Genomic DNA, 17,377 nt, shown 5'->3' on the forward strand with positions numbered 1-17,377 from the left:
AGTTGATATGTGGACAGGGGAGAGAAATGACACAAAAGATACAGATTGGTAAATTAGCGATGCTCATCGCATCATTAACCCCTGATGAATTAGAACCATTTTCGCAACAGCTGGAAGATGTGGATTACTGTCAGGGGAAGACTGGGTCAATGAGTATGCAGAAAGTTATCTCAGCTGTTGAAACATCTGCAAAAAGGAATAATATTATTTCAGAAGAGCTTTATCGAGAGACTCATGCCTTATATCATGCCATACTAGAAGCGTTAGAAGGGGTTATGCGTGGCCAGATCGGCGCCGGAGATATGATGCGAACCGTGGGCTTACGGTTTGCGATTGTTCGAGGCTCACCCTACGAGCATTTTGATGAAGGCGAATGGATTGCTGTTGCTTTTTATGGAACAATTGGCGCACCAGTAAAAGGACTTGAACACGAAACGTTTGGACTTGGTATTAATCATATAGGATAAAAGCTGCCTAAAGCGATTAGTGATAAGGAGGCGGCAAAGGAAACGTATGTTCCCTTGGCCCCATCGTTTGTTGTTAGATAATTAATTTCATAGAGAGAAGGCGATAGGTATGGTTTCTTTAAATGGTTCTACCTTAACTGTAAAAGAAATGAAAAGGGTCATTTATGAAGGAGAAGAAGTGACGATTGACCCGCTCAGTATGAAGAAAGTTATAAAAAGCAGGTTAGCAGTAGAGGAAATCGTGGCAAGTGGGGAGACAGTCTATGGAATAAACACGGGTTTCGGTAAATTCAGCGACGTTCGGATTCAGGACAAAGATGTCGATACACTTCAACTTCATCTTATCCGTTCACATGCCTGCGGGGTAGGCGAGTACTTTCCTGAACACGTAAGTAAAGCCATGGTTGTGTTAAGACTGAATGCGTTACTAAAAGGTTACTCGGGTGTGCGCCCATGTGTTGTCGAACGTCTTTGCGATCTTGCAAACGAAGAAATGATTCCCGTTATTCCAAGTCAGGGATCACTTGGAGCTTCCGGTGATTTAGCGCCGCTCTCTCATCTTGCATTAGTTCTTGTTGGAGAAGGAAAAGTTCATTATCGAGGGAGAATTTTACCGACAAAAGGTGTGTATGAGGAACTAGGAATTTCTCCTCTTACTTTAAAAGCAAAAGAAGGTCTTGCCCTTATTAATGGTACGCAAGCGATGACAGCAATGGGGATAATCAACTTCATTGAAGCAGAACGTTTAATGGATCAGTGTGATTGGATCGGCGCGATGACGCTTGAAGCGCTCGAAGGCGTTATCGATGCATTTCATCCTGCGATACACAAAGCGCGAGGGTACCCAGAGCAAATGGAAGTAGCAGAACGAATAAGAGTTCTAACAAGTAATAGCAAGCTGGTGACTCATCAAGGGGAAAAACGTGTTCAGGATGCCTATTCCCTCCGATGCATTCCTCAAGTCCATGGTGCTTCAAGACAAAGTCTAGCTTATGTAAAAGAAAAGCTTGAGATTGAAATGAACGCTGCAACAGATAATCCTCTTATTTTAGAAAATGGTCAAACGGTCGTCTCGGGTGGGAATTTTCACGGTCAGCCCATTGCAATCGCGATGGACTTTCTCAAAATTGGCGTAGCTGAAATGGCCAATATTTCAGAACGGAGAGTGGAACGACTTGTTAATCCGCAGCTAAATGATCTGCCAGCATTTTTAAGCCCTGATCCTGGTCTCCAGTCTGGTGCTATGATTATGCAGTATGCGGCAGCGTCACTTGTATCAGAGAACAAAACACTTGCCCATCCAGCAAGTGTGGATAGCATTCCTTCATCTGGGAATCAAGAAGATCATGTCAGTATGGGCACAATTGGTGCTCGCCATGCTTATCAAATCATACTAAATGCTCAGAAGGTAGTGGCCATTGAAATGATATGTGCGATGCAGGCATTAGAAATTAGAGGCATATCTTTAGCCTCGACTTTCTCACAGAGCTTATATGAAGAAGGAAGAAAAATCGTCTCTTCAATTGAAGAAGACCGCGTTTTTTCAGAGGATATTGTAGCTCTTTCGTTGTGGTTACGTAAAGATCAATTTGAATGGAGCATTCATAGTCAATATGTACTTGACTAGTAAGGTGAAAAGGACAATCCTCATAAAAACAGGATTGTCCTTTTCGGCTGTACGCTTAATCTTCGTAAAATTCGTGATCTGTTTCAAAAACCACATCTTGCTGACACGATACACAATCGTTAAAGCAACGTGTAAAGTCTAAAGGAAATAAACGGCGACAAACATTGGAACAGTATCTTGAACAGCTAGGCGATGTAGCACGACCAGCAGTTTCATTATTTTTGCACCCACAGCCACGGTTTCTAGAACCTCGAGATTCACCTTCCGATCGATGACTCTTTTTCACATATGATCTTTGGTTACCTGCGCTTCGACGGTTTCCCATTTTTCCACCTCCTGTCTTTCAATACTTTATGCATCAGGTGTTGGACATGCTTATCCATTTACCTAAATAAATGTTAAATCGTTCTTTTTTTCTCATGATAATGAGAGAATATGGCGATTCCTCTTGTTTTTATTGAAATGTATGTAAAAATAGTTATAAATATCCTTTCTGTTTCGTATTGTAGCGATTTGAGTGGAATCGATTGATTTAAGGAGCTGTTGTAATGCCTTCAACAAAAACGTTAGTTATTTCAATTACTTCAATGGTAGTCCTGATCCTTGGACTTACGTACTGGTTTATCTCAGATCTAGACTGGAGCTTAAAAGAAAAAACGCAACAAGCTGAAGCGGTAAGTGGTGAAAAGGGTTCATCTGTGGATCCAGAACGTTACGTGGATGAAGGTGAAGAATCCATTACGGCAGATGGTATACCAAGTGAAAGTAAGTTTCAGGATTATATACATGGAATGACGCATCAAAAAGTCATAGCTGAAGATAAGTGGGGAATTTATCAAATTTCTGAGGAACGGATTGATAATATGCTCGAGGTCCTAGATCAAGTAAAAGGAACGCCAGAAGAGTATAAGTACCAGGATTTTTATAAGGAAGCTTTAACAGAATGGGACAAAGGAAACTTTAACAATGCCGTGGACGTCCATAACTACATATGGAATTTAAATGGTGGAACGGTTGGAAAAGCGAAAAGATTAATGACAACAGAAGAAGAACAAGCCTATATTGATAAAACTTACGATAAGCGGTGATTCCGCTTATTTTTGTGTTTAGGATTATACCCTACAATTTGGTACACTGAAGAAAGACTAATACCAAAAAACGGAGGGTGACAAAGTGAACAATATCGATCAACCGCACGAAAATAAGTTAATTCATGAAAAATCGCCCTATTTGCTCCAGCACGCCCACAATCCAGTCGACTGGTATCCGTGGGGAGAAGAAGCGTTTGAGAAAGCGAAACGAGAGAACAAACCAGTGCTTGTTTCGATCGGGTATTCGACATGTCATTGGTGTCATGTGATGGAAAGAGAAAGCTTTGAAGATGAGGAGACGGCGAAGCTTCTGAACGATCGCTTTGTAGCGATTAAGGTCGATCGTGAAGAGCGTCCGGATATTGATTCCATTTACATGAAGGTGTGTCAGGGATTAACCGGTCAGGGAGGATGGCCGTTGAACGTTTTTGTTACGCCTGATCAAAAGCCATTTTATGCCGGAACCTATTTTCCGAAAGAAAGCCGATACAATTTACCGGGATTTAAAGATGCCATCATGCAGCTTTATCAGCAATACAATGAAAAACCTGAACGCATTACAGGAATTGGGGATAAAATCACCGCGTCCTTGCAAGAACGGATGAATGCGGAAGGTGGAGAACTAACAGAAGAGCCGTTACATAAGGCATTTAGTCAGATGCAAAATTCCTTTGATACAATATTTGGTGGTTTTGGCAAATCTCCAAAATTTCCATCCCCTCATATGTTGATGTATTTGCTACGGTATTATCGCCAATATAATCAGGATCTTGCTTTAACGATGGTGACGAAAACGCTTGATGCTATGGCAAATGGCGGCATTTATGATCACGTAGGGTTTGGTTTTGCGAGGTATGCCGTCGATCAGGAATGGCTTGTGCCTCATTTTGAAAAAATGCTGTATGATAACGCCATGCTTGCGCTTACCTATACCGAAGCATTTCAAGTCACTGGTAACGAACGCTACAAACGAGTTGCTTGTGAGATACTCGCATACGTACAACGTGACATGACAAGGAATGATGGAGGGTTTTATTCCGCAGAAGATGCTGATTCTGAAGGGGAAGAAGGCAAGTTTTATGTGTGGACAAAAGAAGAAGTTCACACAATCTTGGGTGAAGAACTTGGCTCTCTGTATTCTGAATTATATGACATCACAACGAGAGGGAATTTCGAAGGCAAAAACATTCCTAACTTAATCAAAACGGATCTTTCAAAGATTGCTAAATCATTCAACCTGACAGAAGAAGACGTCCAAACTCAATTGGAGACAGCAAGAAAGAAACTTTATGCCGAGAGAGAAAAGCGAGTTCATCCGTATAAAGATGATAAAATTTTAACAAGCTGGAACATGTTAATGATAGCGGCATTTGCGAAAGCGGGAAGGGTGTTTCAAAACGTTGAATACACTCAATTAGCTGAAAAATCGTATCAGTTTATTGAAGAATACATGGTGATCGATGGGCGTTTAATGGCTCGTTATCGCGATGGAGAAGTGAAATTCAAAGCGTATCATGACGACTATGCCTATGGACTATGGGCATTAAATGAACTGTATGAGTCTACGTATAACCCTCACTATCTTATTAAAGCGAAAAAGCTCACTGATGATATGTACGAATTGTTTTGGGACGAAAGTTCTGGAGGATTCTACTTATATGGCCATGATGCTGATCGATTGATCGCAAGACCAAAAGATGTTCACGATGGGGCACTACCATCTGGAAATAGCGTCGCTGTACTTCAGCTGCTTCGGTTATCAAAGTTAACTGGCGAAATGAAATATGATGAGTGGGCTAATCGAATGTTTACCGCTTTTTCAGGTGATGTTTCGTCGTATTCAAGTGGCCATGCATACTTCTTAATGAGCAAACTCTATGCACAATCTTCTTCTAAAGAAGTGATAGTTGTTGGTTCAAACGGTGATAAAAATAAAGAAAGATTGATCGAGTATTTACAACAGAGGTTTTTACCTGAACTAACGGTCATTAGCGTGGAAGATCCGACAACCCTAAAAGAAGCAGCCCCATTCGCTGCTAATTTTCTTAAGACAAACGAAACGACCATTTACATTTGTGAGAATTTCAGCTGTTCGCTTCCTGAGACAGACGTAGATAAAGTTATGAAAGAGCTGCAAAAATAAACGAAAAGCTACCGGGCTGAACCTGGTAGCTTTTTGTGATAAAGAGGTGATGTGATGAACGCAATCACAGCAAAGCTTAAGGAGTTAGAAGAAGAGAATAACGTTACGATTTTATTTGCATGTGAAGCAGGGAGTCGCGCTTTTGGTTATGAGCATGAGAACAGTGATCGTGATATCCGGTTTATCTACAAACATGATCTAGATTGGTATTTAACGGTGTTTCCTGAGGCTGATGTTTTGGAAATGAACAGCGAAAAGGTTGAATTCCATGGATGGGATATAAAAAAGACGATTTATTTAATAGGTAAATCGAATCCTTCGATTCTTGAGTGGTTTATTTCACCAACTATTTATAAGGAAGCTGAAGTAGTGAAGATGCTTAGGGAGTTAAGTACCGACTGTTTTTCGGTAAAATCGTTGATGTTTCATTATATTAATCTCGGAAGAACAAATTTAAAACATCAGGCTAATCGATCCGATCATAAAAGGTTGCTGTATGCTTTGAAATCAATCCTGTTTGGAAGGTGGGTACTGGAGAATGAAAGCCTTCCAAAGGGAACTCTCCCTAAGCTTCTCCAAGAATCGGCGGTTCACGATCATATAAAATTGCAGGGAATAACGTTATTCAGAAGAGAGACGCTTCGTGAACCAGAACGCTTAATAGGAAATCTTGAAGAAGAGTTATTTCAATTAGAGAAAAAAGCTCGGCTCTTAAAAGAAAAGCGTGTTATGGATCAAAATAAAATGAATTGTATCTTTCAATCGATCGTTAGAAGGTAATGGAAAAGGGGACTTTCCAATCAAAACGGTATCCATTCGAACGCGTATTCGCTACAATAGACGTACAATAATTTTTGAGGTGATCGGATGGAAAGAAAAAAGAAACTACCCGAGCTTCTGGAGATGTTTCAACAGGAGGAAAAGTATCGGTCGAATATCGTAACCTGGAAAACGATTGACCCGAAAGAACCAAAAACAGCACCCTTTCCAGAAGGACTTCAATCAGAGCTTCAGAAAGCTCTCGAAGAAAGAGGCGTGCAACAATTATATACCCACCAGGCGACGGCATATGATGAGGCTAGAAAAGGAAATAGTTTCGTAGCTGTTACACCAACCGCTTCAGGAAAAACGTTATGCTATAATTTGCCCGTTTTAGATACGATATTGAAAGATCCTTCGAGTCGTGCTCTTTATTTGTTCCCAACAAAAGCCCTTGCACAAGATCAAAAGAGTGAAATCAATGAGTTAATTGATGAGATGGAAGTGGATTTAAAAGGGTATACGTACGATGGCGATACGTCTCCAACGATTAGACAAATCGTCCGTAAAGCTGGACATATTGTCATGACAAATCCTGATATGCTCCATTCAGCCATTCTTCCACACCATACAAAGTGGGTCTCACTGTTTGAAAATCTTAAAGTGATTGTGATTGATGAGCTTCATACGTATCGTGGTGTGTTTGGAAGTCATGTAGCGAACGTGATTAGACGATTGAAGCGTATTTGTGAATTTTATGGAAGTAACCCGATTTTTATATGCACATCAGCAACCATTGCGAATCCGAAAGAGCTTGCTGAGGAATTAACAGGAGAACAGATTACGTTAATTAATAACAACGGAGCGCCTACCGGTCGGAAACACTTTGTTTTATATAACCCGCCTGTTGTCAATCAGGCACTAAATATTAGGCGTTCTGCAACACTTGAAGCAAGAAATTTAGCTGTAGAGCTTTTGAAAAATAACATTCAAACAATTGTTTTTGCCCGTAGTCGCGTTCGTGTTGAAATTCTTCTCACTTATTTGCAGCAATTAGAGCAGCGAGAATTAGGGCCACGTTCCATTATGGGTTATCGAGGAGGGTATTTACCGAAACAAAGGAGAGAAATTGAAAGAGGTCTTCGGAACGGAGATATTAAAGGTGTCGTTAGTACAAATGCTCTCGAGCTCGGTGTTGATATTGGCCAACTTCAGGCATGTGTTTTAACAGGATATCCGGGTACGATTGCAAGCACCTGGCAGCAAGCCGGTCGTGCAGGGCGTCGCCAGGATGAATCTGTCGTGTTTGTTGTGGCGAGCTCAAGTCCTCTTGATCAATATATGATTACTCATCCGGATTACTTTTTTGAACGAAACCCAGAAGAAGCTCGAGTAAACCCAAATAATTTAATTATTCTTGTTGATCACGTAAAATGTGCTGCATATGAGCTTCCTTTTCAGCAAGGAGATACATTTGGTGGAGAAAACATTGAAGACGTGCTGGAGTTTTTAACGGATGAACAACTCCTCCACCATCGGGCAAATCGGTGGTTTTGGATGAACGATGCTTTCCCAGCTCACAACGTAAGCCTTCGTTCTGCGTCGCAAGAAAATGTAGTCATTATTGATCAAACGACAGCTTCGAATGTAAAAGTGATTGGAGAAATGGATCGGTTTAGTGCCATGACATTGCTTCATGAAGAAGCGATTTATCTTCATCAGGGTGTGCAATATCAAGTGGAACTGCTCGACTATGATGAAAAAAAGGCATGGGTCCGAGAAGTGGATGTCGATTACTATACAGATGCAAATCTTGCTGTGCAGCTGAAGGTGTTAGAAGAAGACAAACATGAACCACTGCCACATACCACAGCTACTTATGGAGAAGTGATGGTCAATGCAATGGCAACGATATTTAAGAAAATCAAATTTGAGACGCATGAAAATATCGGATCTGGTCCGATTCATCTCCCTGAAGAAGAGCTTCATACGAATGCATGCTGGTTTGATTTCCCGGAAAGCTTTGTCCAGACAATGGGAGAGAATCGGTTGGAGGAAGGCTTACTCGGTTTAGGGAATGTTCTTCGAAACGTTGCGCCTCTCTTCGTCATGTGCGATGTGTCGGATCTTCATGTAACACCTCAAATTAAAGCGGTGCATTCGAATAAGCCGACTGTCTTTTTCTATGATCGTTATCCAGGAGGAATCGGATTATCGGAAAGAGTCTATAAAGAACTTGGTTTTATTTTAAAGGAAGCGGAGTCGATTGTCGTAAATTGCGAATGTGAGAGCGGCTGCCCATCATGCGTTGGTGTATCAGGAGAAACAGGCGAAAATAGTAAGCAAACTGCCATCTATTTACTTGAATATTTAAGAGGTGAACATTCTCATGTCGATGAAAGCTAAATTAAATCGCATGAAAAAGCATATGAACCTGAAAGAAGGGGATGACGTTAAAGCGAAAGTGGAGCAGCCAACTGTCGAGGTTCCTCACCTTCAAAAATGGAAAGAGCTCCATGCAAGTCCTTATTTTCTAGACGGAGACTATGCGCTTGTGAGAAAAAAGCACTATCCAACTAACTTTCAACATGGTCGTTATGTGTTTCAGGAGCTTGAAAACGTAGTGGAGCGCTGGAATAAGCACCATCGTGCACATCCGCTTTCATCTAAGCACCTTTCTCCTTCTGATTTACTGTTTTTTGATACAGAAACGACAGGTCTTGGTGGTGGCGTTGGCAATACGATCTTTTTACTCGGATATAGTCAGTATACAGAAAATGGAATATCTGTTAATCAGTATTTTCTGCCTGGACCAGGTGCGGAGGTACCGATGTATAAGGCTTTTCTTGATGATGTGAACGAATTGAAGAACCTAGTAACGTACAACGGCAAAGCGTTTGATTGGCCACAGGTAAAAACGCGTCATACATTAATTCGTGAGCAAGTACCGAAGTTACCTCAATTTGGCCACTTTGATCTTTTGCATGGAGCCAGACGGTTTTGGAAAAATGAAATGGAATCTGTTAGACTCGCGAATGTAGAAGAACAGCAATTAGGTTTTGAACGAAAGGAAGACATTCCAGGCTATTTAGCTCCAATGCTTTATTTCGAATTCGTGAAGGATCCTGATCCAGAGCTCATTGAAGGTGTGTTGAAGCACAACGAGGAAGATATTTTATCATTAATTACGCTTTATATTCGTCTGTCTCACCTCTTGCTCGACATGGAGGGGAAGTCATTAACCGCTGGAGAACAGTACCAATCTGCTCGTTGGTGGGAAGCTGTAGGCGAAGAAGATCACGCAGCGTTGCTTTATGAAAAAACAACTGGCCGGCACGAGAAAGAAGCGAAAAAAGCCATTGCACGTATCTACAAAAAGCAAGGTCAGATTCATAAATCGATTGAGATCTGGCTTTCTTTATCACAAGAAACGAATGATGAAGACTGTGATATTGAACTGGCAAAATATTATGAGCATAAAGTGAAAGACTATGAAAAAGCATTACATTATGCTTTATCCGCCTATCAAAAATGGAAAGAAAAGAAGAGGATACTAAAAGAAAAAGAAGAGAATGAGCGATTGTTATTTATGAAAAGAATTGAACGTCTTGAACAAAAAGAGGCGCGTTAATGATTGGAGGTTGTTATGCAGGATTTCTATGATGTACTAAAGAAAAAAGAACCATTCCATTCACTCAGTGATGAGGAAATTGAGAATTTAATGGCATCTGCCAAATTTTCTACTTATCAAAAAGGTGAATTTTTATATCATGAAGATGAAGATGCAAATACCCTTTACCTCCTCGTATCAGGTATTGCAAAAAATATCGTTCATAAAGCCAACGGTCAGCAGGCTACAATGCGATTTTATTACCCTGGTGATCTGGTAGGACTAATGATTATGCTTACAGATGAGTCAATGACATTTTCAGTTCAGGCAAACGAAGACTGTCAAGTGATTCAAATAAAAAAAGAAGTGATGTTAAAGATTATGACGGAAAATCCTGCTTTTTCGCATAATGTTCTTGATACAATTGGGGAACGGATGCGCAGTCTTTATGACGAAATCAAGCAGGAACGTGATCGTGAATCAGATGGAGAAAATATTGCGCTTTATCGAACAAGGGTTAGTTCCATTATGGATTCCAAAGTAACGATCCCTCCAACTTATACTGTACTGGAAACAGCCGATCTTTTTCGAACGAAGAATTATGACGGTGTTATCGTAAGTGAAGACCGAGAGAGTGTATTAGGGACAGTGACTCCTCTTGAAATCATCAATGCGCTGACGATGGGACAATTTCAAGATCCTATTCATAAATGGATGTATCAAAAACCAAATCTCGTTGAAGAAGATGCTTTTAGTTATGAAGCACTTGCTTATTTGAAATTTCACAAGGTATCATTACTACCGGTAGTGAAGCGAGATCGAATCGTGGGGATGGTATCTGCGAAATCTTTCCTCGGTATTCAAGAATCAGCTTATCTTGATTTATCTTATCGTCTCTCAAGAGCAAAAGAGCTAACTGAAATCATGAATCTTTCTCCTCCTATTCATGAAGAGTTTCGTTCATTTATTCAAGAATTACTAGATGCGAATACATTGGGATATGAAATATGTGAAATGATGTCCAATTATAACGATGAAATGCACCGCCGCATCATTTTACTTGCCGAAAAGGAAATGATGAAAGAAGGATACGGAAGAGCCCCTGTGAACTATTGCTTTATTGTGATGGGGAGTGAAGGAAGAAAAGAACAGGCTTTTAGTACGGATCAGGATAACGGTTTAATTATAGATGATTTTGAACATCTTGAGCACAAGTCGGAGATTGAAACGTTTTTTAGAGTGTTTGCAGAAAAAATTAATACAATGCTAACAGCGTGCGGCTTGCCAGAATGTGATGGAGGAATTATGGCCAAAAATGAGAAATGGAGGCGGTCTCTTTCAAATTGGCAAACAGAAGTGAATCGTTGGATTACAGAAACGGACGCTGAAGAAATTCGTAACTTTACGATCTTTATGGACTTTCGACCTGTTTACGGCGATTTTGATTTGGCAAGAGCGCTCAGAAGTCGCATAACAGAACGAATTCGAAAAGCTCATACCTTACAAATGCTGTTAATGAAAGACACCATTCGATTTCGGGTGCCGCTTAACCCCCTAGGGAAATTGCAGCTTCGGGGTAAAGAAAAAACGCTCGATCTAAAAAAGGCTGCGATCATGCAGATCGTTAACGGGATACGGATTTTTGCCATGAAATACGGCGTGGAAGAAGTGAACACAATCAAACGTTTACACGAGTTAAAGAAGAAAGAAGTCTTTCATCATCGTGACGTCATTAACATTGAAACCTCCCTTCATTATTTGTATACCTTTCGAGTAAGACAGAACCTTTATCAATTAGATAAAGGAACGGAAATTTCCAATTTAGTTAGACCGATTGAATGGGAGAAAGAAGAAAGAAGGAAAATGAGGGAAGCCCTCCTTGTTGCGAAAAGAATGCAACAGGTAAGTGAGTTAAGCTTTCGTAGGAATCGGAGTATTTAAAAATGTCGTCCATAGGGTTTAAATTATTGCGTTACTATCTTTATGACCGCTTAAAGTGGCAAAAAAAAATAAAAACAGACAAAACGTTACCAGTATATGAACGTTTGTATGATTCATTGTTGTTTTATCAGGAATCGAGTAGTCGATATTTTACTGTTTTTGATCTTGAAACAACAGGTTTTTATCCTGCGATTGGAGATGAAGTCATTTCAATTGGAGCAGTAAAAGTTGATTTAATTGAAGGGCGTATTCTTGATGAGTCATTTTATCGTATTGTCCGTCCTGTTCAAAAAGTTCCAAGATTTGTTCGACAACTAACTGGTTTGTCTATTGATGAAATTCGAGCGGGTTGGACTTTTATCGAGGCATTTGAAGAATTTCTATCTTTTAGTAAAGGTACAACGCTTGTGGCTCACCCTGTAAAATTTGACGTTTATTTTCTACAAAATTTAATTCAACGATGGGGATTGCCAGACTATTTGCCTCCTTATTTAGATTCTGAAGCACTTGCAAAGGAGTTATTTCCACGGAGCAATCCGCAGCTGGACTCTTTAATAAGGAAATTTAATATTGAACGTCATGAACGCCATCATGCATTGAACGATGCCAAAATGACGGCTGAGCTGCTTTTAAAAATGTTTCACAAATTGGACATGGACCATGGACACGATGAGGAAATAAGACAGCGAATCGCAAGGGATAATCTCGTATTTGGTAGGAAATAGCTTTATTTCTTTAAATTATTCCCCGGGTAAGCGCACAAAGTGCTTTTTTTCGACGCTTTCTTTTAGAAAACTTGTTGAATCACCGTTTACAATTGTCGTCTCTTGTTGTAACTTTGAGTAGTATATTGAAGTTTCTGAGTTTTTTTAGAAATATTTCAGATTGAATGTAATGGAGAGATGGAAATTGAAGCAGGTTATTATGGTCTTATTTTTTATGGTAATCGCGTTAACAGTTGTTGTAATGAGTCAAATTAGTGATTCGGCTCAAATCTATAGTGACAATGAGGTCATTGTTCAAAAATAGGCTTGAAAATATGGTGAGGATTAGGAAAATAAGGACAAAAACACAGTACATGTACAACGGAGTGAACATAGGCTAGTAGGGAAATCACCAAATTAAGAAGGGGGAACCTACACTATGTTTCAAAGACATCATCGAATGGGACCAAATGGAAATATGCCAAATCAGGTGAGTCCAGCCATGCAGGGTCCGAATGCGAATATGCCGAATCAAGTGAGTCCAGCTATGCAGGGTCCGAATGCAAATATGCCAAATCAAGTGAGCCCAGCTATGAAAGGTGGCATGCCTGGCCAAGTGAGTCCGGCCATGCAAGGCCCAGGAGGTCCATGTCCGACAAGTCCTGTTGTTTATCCGACAAAATGTTGTGTGAAGAATCATTACTATAAGCACAATGTGGATCATATTCATCCTACTCATATAAAAAATGTTCATCATCACATGTATGAGCACAATCATAGCTATCCTTTAACTGAGTCAGACGAAGTGTTAGCATCACATATGAATAACTATCCACCACCACGTCCTACAGGTGCTATGCCGGCTGGATACGCACCTACAAATCCATCTCAAGTAGCAGGGGCTATGCAGTGGCCAAATGGAATGAATGGTCAAGTAAGTCCAGCTCAAAAGAGAAGAAAATAATGATTTAATGAAACGAACTGGGCTACCAGTTCGTTTTTACATAGGAGGTGCGGAAGTGGCAAACGTTTTGCTAGTTACGGGTTATAAAGCACACGAGCTGGGAATCTTTAATGATGATCACCCCGGACTACCTATTATTAAAGCAGCACTTAAAGGAAGAATGGTACAGTTGATTGAAGAAAAAGAGGTAGAATGGATTTTAATTAGTGGGCAGACAGGAGTGGAACTGTGGGCAGGGGAAGTTGCTCTTGATTTAAGGGAGCTTTATCCTAATCTTAAGCTTGCTATATTGACGCCGTTTTTGGAACAGGAGAGCAAGTGGAAAGAACCGACTCAAGACTTTTATAACATGATCCTGGCTGAGGCTGACTTTGTTGAGTCCATTACGAACCGTCCTTATGAAAACCCAGGACAGTTGAAAGCAAAGAACGAATTTTTAGTCCGTAAAAGTCACGCTATGCTTGTTTTATATGACGAAGAAACGCCAGGTTCTCCAGATTATTACTTAAAAGAAGCAAAGAACAGACAAAGAACGGATGCTGCATACGAAATTTTTACCATCACGCCGATTGATCTCGATTTATTGGAACAGGATATACGGGAGAGTGATCCTGATTTCTACAAGCAATGAGGCGTTTTAAAGAGATTCCGATTGACAAGAGGGAGCTCTTTTGGAAGAATAAAATAAAGACAATAATTGTATACATACAGAGGTGATAAAATGGCCGAGCAACAACCGACTCAACTAACAGCTAAAGATATTCTTGAAAAAGATTTTAAAAGCGGGTTTCGCGGATATGATCAGGATGATGTTGATAAGTTTTTAGATGTTGTGATTAAAGATTATGAGCGTTTCGAGAATGATATTGAGCAGCTACGTCAAGAAAATACACGGTTACGAAGAGAAATGGATCGCATGTCTGAACAGCAAAAAAGACAGCAGACGCGTTCACAAACGCAACCAGGCAATACGAACTACGACATTTTAAAACGATTATCCAATCTAGAAAAACATGTGTTTGGGAGTAAGTTGTACGAATAAGCCGCCGAATGGTGGTTTATTTTTTATATTCTTTATAAATTTCATTCACCGTACTATAATAATTTTAGGGAAACACCAATACATTTTATTAAGCCAACTTGCATCAATGCGGATTATAAGATATAATTGCTTTTGCTGTCCTAATAATGATAACGTTCGGGTGATCGCTGTATGTTACACATAAGTAACATATAGAGGAAAGTCCATGCTCGCACGATCTGAGATGATCGTAGTGTTCGTGCCTGATGAAACAATAAGTCAGGGTAGTCCAATTTTGGACTAACGGCGAGGAAACGGCCTAAGTTCTTAACGGATACGGCCTGAATACTCTGAAAGTGCCACAGTGACGAAGTCTTAATGGAAACATTAAGAGTGGAACGAGGTAAACCCCACGAGCGAGAAACCCAAATTATGGTAGGGGAGCTTTCTCGAAGGAATTGAACGGAGAGAAAGCCAGGCGGTGAGGACGCGTCTGGAGATAGATGATGACCACTTGAGTACGAGGGGAGACCCGTTCGCAGTACGATAGAACAGAACATGGCTTACAGAACGTTATCATCTTTGATGAAAAGCCCTTATGGGGCTTTTTTGTACGTTAAGGCTATAAACGTGTTTGACTGGAAAACCTAAGAGGAATTCGTGATAAGTAGTGCCTCATTAATTTCAAATAGGATAAACATAACAGTATTAATGACTAAAACAACGATTATTACATAGAGAGCGAAAAGATTGGAGTGGAAAAGATGGCGAAATATGAATTAATTGCAACGGCCACCATGGGGCTCGAATCATTGGTTGCTCGTGAAGTAAAGGATCTAGGTTTTGAAAATGTACGCGTAGAAAATGGCAAGGTTACTTATGAGAGTGATGAAATCGGGATTTGTCGTTCGAATTATTGGCTAAGAACAGCAGACCGTGTAAAACTAAAAGTTGGCGAATTTAAAGTTACCTCGTTTGATGAGCTGTTTGAAGCAACAAAAGCTCTTCCGTGGGGAGAGTTGTTACCTGAGAATGCTGAATTTCCTGTTAGCGGACGATCGGTAAAGTCAACGCTGTACAGTGTTCCAGACTGCCAGGCGATTGTAAAAAAAGCAATCGTTGAAAGTTTAAAGGAAAAATACAATGTTTCCTGGTTTGAAGAAGATGGGCCGCTGTTTAAGATCGAAGTTGCGATTCATAAGGATACAGCTATTCTTACCATTGATACAAGTGGTAAAGGACTCCACCGCAGAGGCTATCGTTACCTTCATAGTGCAGCGCCTCTAAAAGAAACAATGGCGGCTGCTATGGTGATGCTAACAAATTGGAATGCTGATAAACCTTTTATGGATCCGTTTTGCGGTTCCGGTACACTTCCAATTGAAGCTGCGATGATTGGCCAAAATATCGCACCAGGATTTAATCGAGAATTTGCATCCGAAGACTGGTCATGGATCGGAAAGAAACGCTGGGAAGAAGCCATGATTGAAGCGGAAGATTTAGCAAAATATGATCAGCCTCTTCATATCTTTGGTAGCGATCTTGACCCCAAAATGGTTGATCTTTCAAAAAATAATGCTCTGGAAGCTGGATTCGGAGATATGATTCAATTCAAGCAAATGCAAGTAACGGACGTTAGCTCAAGGTTTGAGTATGGGACCCTTATTGGTAACCCACCGTATGGCGAGCGACTCGGTGAGCGGGAAGAAGTAGAAGACATGTATCGAAAAATGGGGAAAGCGTTCCGTGAGCGACTTGATACCTGGTCAGTGTACATTTTAACTTCTCATCCTCGTTTCCAGGAAGTTTATGGTAAACGAGCGACAAAGAATCGTAAGCTATACAATGGTGATATCAAAACGCATTACTATCAATTCTTTGGACCAAGACCGCCAAAAAATTAACTTTAGACAAAAGCACCTCTCCATGAAAGGAGAGGTGCTTTTTGACTTTATTTATAAAACATCTTATTAAACTTTTTCAACGACATACGCACGCTTATTACGGAAATATTTATCGCCATCGTCAGCCGAGTGTTCAAAAAACCCTTCAACTTCATGAACCACTTTATATTCTCGCTCTGGATCAGAAAAAAGTTGCGAAGCGTTACTTGCTAGCAGCACAATATCAGTGGTCGATACAAAGCTATCGAGTTCTTTTGCTTTATAGTGCTCACCAGGTTTTAACGTATTGATTTGATGCTGTCTCATGAAGAAATCCCCTTTCCAAAATTTGATTTACTTTTGTGTTTCCACGTGACTATCGCTTTTAAACGGAATAATGCGGATGGAACATCATGAGTCTGAATCATTTGAGGGAAGTTTGTTTCATAGAGTAAGAAGAGTTGGACAATGAAGGGGTGCATTTATGAAAAAAATGATTTTGGGTATGATTATTTCAATAGCCGTCATAATGTTCCTTACGAATCCAAGCCAGGAAGATTACAGTAGATGGGTTGGGAAGCAGTTAAAGAAAGATCAAAATGCACTGATTGAGTTAGGCATCGATCTTGCAGTTGTTCCCTATGTAAGAGATCAAACATCACGAACGGAAGCATATGTTTTTTCGATTTATCGAACAAAATTATGGAATAATAAAGAAATAGTAGCGATTGGAATGTTTGATTCATTCTACATTAATAAGAAAAACATTGAAAAAATAAAAGAGGTTGATTGAAATGGAAAACGTATAGGAAAAGACATGTATGCCTTTTCCTATACGTATCATACGTAACTTATGGTAGGATAGAACAGAGGGATTAAAAGGCTTTCATCTCTTCATGCGTGAAGTATTCAGGTTTCTTAGCACCCTGAGCATGAAGTTCTTTAAAGTAGATTTGATACTCATTTAAAGAGAGCGACCCTTGTAAATAATTCACCTGGATAAAGTCTAGTAATTCGTCTGCGGTAGCTGGCTTTCTTCCTTTTACCTGATCGAATGTGTGAATCAGATTCTGAATAGACATCTAAATCCCTCCTTGAACTATTTGCTTACCAAAAGGATAACATGAGAACGTTCAGATCGATTATTTTAGAATTTTTTAACTTCCG

The 17,377-nt window shown here is 40.1% G+C and carries 16 protein-coding genes and 1 other RNA gene; 15 read left to right on the forward strand and 2 right to left on the reverse strand.

Features of this window, described 5'->3' with window-relative positions; translation table 11 throughout:
- Nucleotides 1-26: 26 nt before the first annotated feature.
- The 14 genes from hutP to PQ511_RS19305 all read left to right on the forward strand — a co-directional run bounded on the left by hutP (nucleotide 27) and on the right by PQ511_RS19305 (nucleotide 16,231).
- Nucleotides 27-467, forward strand: a complete 441-nt coding sequence (hutP, locus tag PQ511_RS19240) for a histidine utilization transcription antiterminator HutP (protein ID WP_273853569.1) — start codon at nucleotides 27-29, stop codon at nucleotides 465-467.
- Between the two features lie 109 nt (nucleotides 468-576).
- On the forward strand, nucleotides 577-2,094 hold the full coding sequence (hutH, locus tag PQ511_RS19245; protein WP_273853570.1) for a histidine ammonia-lyase: 1,518 nt from the start codon (nucleotides 577-579) through the stop codon (nucleotides 2,092-2,094).
- 548 nt (nucleotides 2,095-2,642) lie between these two features.
- A complete protein-coding gene (locus PQ511_RS19250; protein ID WP_273853571.1) occupies nucleotides 2,643-3,182 on the forward strand; it encodes a DUF6241 domain-containing protein in 540 nt (179 codons plus the stop codon).
- 85 nt (nucleotides 3,183-3,267) lie between these two features.
- Nucleotides 3,268-5,328, forward strand: coding sequence for a thioredoxin domain-containing protein (locus PQ511_RS19255; RefSeq protein ID WP_273853572.1), 2,061 nt, complete (start codon nucleotides 3,268-3,270; stop codon nucleotides 5,326-5,328).
- Nucleotides 5,329-5,382: 54 nt separating this feature from the next.
- Entirely contained in the window at nucleotides 5,383-6,108 is a 726-nt protein-coding gene (locus PQ511_RS19260; protein WP_273853573.1) for a nucleotidyltransferase domain-containing protein, read from the forward strand.
- A gap of 87 nt (nucleotides 6,109-6,195) precedes the next feature.
- Nucleotides 6,196-8,493 (forward strand): DEAD/DEAH box helicase, encoded by a 2,298-nt coding sequence (locus tag PQ511_RS19265; RefSeq protein ID WP_273853574.1) that lies wholly within the window; start codon nucleotides 6,196-6,198, stop codon nucleotides 8,491-8,493.
- The gene (locus tag PQ511_RS19270) at nucleotides 8,477-9,718 is read left to right on the forward strand and encodes a ribonuclease H-like domain-containing protein (RefSeq protein ID WP_273853575.1); all 1,242 of its coding nucleotides are present in this window, start codon (nucleotides 8,477-8,479) and stop codon (nucleotides 9,716-9,718) included. The genes PQ511_RS19265 and PQ511_RS19270 overlap by 17 nt, the downstream gene beginning before the upstream one ends.
- Nucleotides 9,719-9,733: 15 nt before the next feature.
- Nucleotides 9,734-11,638, forward strand: coding sequence for a DUF294 nucleotidyltransferase-like domain-containing protein (locus PQ511_RS19275; RefSeq protein WP_273853576.1), 1,905 nt, complete (start codon nucleotides 9,734-9,736; stop codon nucleotides 11,636-11,638).
- 2 nt (nucleotides 11,639-11,640) lie between these two features.
- Nucleotides 11,641-12,363, forward strand: a complete 723-nt coding sequence (locus tag PQ511_RS19280) for a 3'-5' exonuclease (RefSeq protein WP_273853577.1) — start codon at nucleotides 11,641-11,643, stop codon at nucleotides 12,361-12,363.
- A 418-nt stretch (nucleotides 12,364-12,781) separates the two neighbouring features.
- Complete coding sequence (locus PQ511_RS19285; protein ID WP_273853578.1) at nucleotides 12,782-13,306, forward strand: CotD family spore coat protein; 525 nt, start codon at nucleotides 12,782-12,784, stop codon at nucleotides 13,304-13,306.
- Nucleotides 13,307-13,361: 55 nt separating this feature from the next.
- Nucleotides 13,362-13,937: an SLOG family protein gene (locus tag PQ511_RS19290; RefSeq protein WP_273853579.1), complete on the forward strand. Its 576-nt coding sequence runs from the start codon at nucleotides 13,362-13,364 to the stop codon at nucleotides 13,935-13,937.
- Nucleotides 13,938-14,027: 90 nt separating this feature from the next.
- Nucleotides 14,028-14,348: a cell division regulator GpsB gene (gpsB, locus tag PQ511_RS19295; protein WP_048309322.1), complete on the forward strand. Its 321-nt coding sequence runs from the start codon at nucleotides 14,028-14,030 to the stop codon at nucleotides 14,346-14,348.
- Nucleotides 14,349-14,500: 152 nt separating this feature from the next.
- Nucleotides 14,501-14,898, forward strand: an RNA gene (gene rnpB / locus PQ511_RS19300) — RNase P RNA component class B.
- 193 nt (nucleotides 14,899-15,091) lie between these two features.
- Complete coding sequence (locus PQ511_RS19305; protein ID WP_273853580.1) at nucleotides 15,092-16,231, forward strand: THUMP domain-containing class I SAM-dependent RNA methyltransferase; 1,140 nt, start codon at nucleotides 15,092-15,094, stop codon at nucleotides 16,229-16,231.
- 66 nt (nucleotides 16,232-16,297) lie between these two features.
- On the opposite strand, the gene PQ511_RS19310 is transcribed toward PQ511_RS19305, so the two are convergent.
- Nucleotides 16,298-16,537 (reverse strand): hypothetical protein, encoded by a 240-nt coding sequence (locus tag PQ511_RS19310; RefSeq protein WP_273853581.1) that lies wholly within the window; start codon nucleotides 16,535-16,537, stop codon nucleotides 16,298-16,300.
- A gap of 157 nt (nucleotides 16,538-16,694) precedes the next feature.
- On the opposite strand from PQ511_RS19310, the gene PQ511_RS19315 reads away from it, so the two are divergent.
- Nucleotides 16,695-17,003, forward strand: coding sequence for a hypothetical protein (locus PQ511_RS19315; protein ID WP_273853582.1), 309 nt, complete (start codon nucleotides 16,695-16,697; stop codon nucleotides 17,001-17,003).
- A gap of 82 nt (nucleotides 17,004-17,085) precedes the next feature.
- Here the strand turns inward: PQ511_RS19315 and yppF are convergent, their stop codons facing one another.
- On the reverse strand, nucleotides 17,086-17,292 hold the full coding sequence (yppF, locus tag PQ511_RS19320; RefSeq protein ID WP_224880550.1) for a YppF family protein: 207 nt from the start codon (nucleotides 17,290-17,292) through the stop codon (nucleotides 17,086-17,088).
- Nucleotides 17,293-17,377: the final 85 nt, after the last annotated feature.

This window comes from Guptibacillus spartinae, from assembly GCF_028610625.1.
Classification (GTDB): Bacteria; Bacillota; Bacilli; order Bacillales; family Guptibacillaceae; genus Guptibacillus; species Guptibacillus spartinae.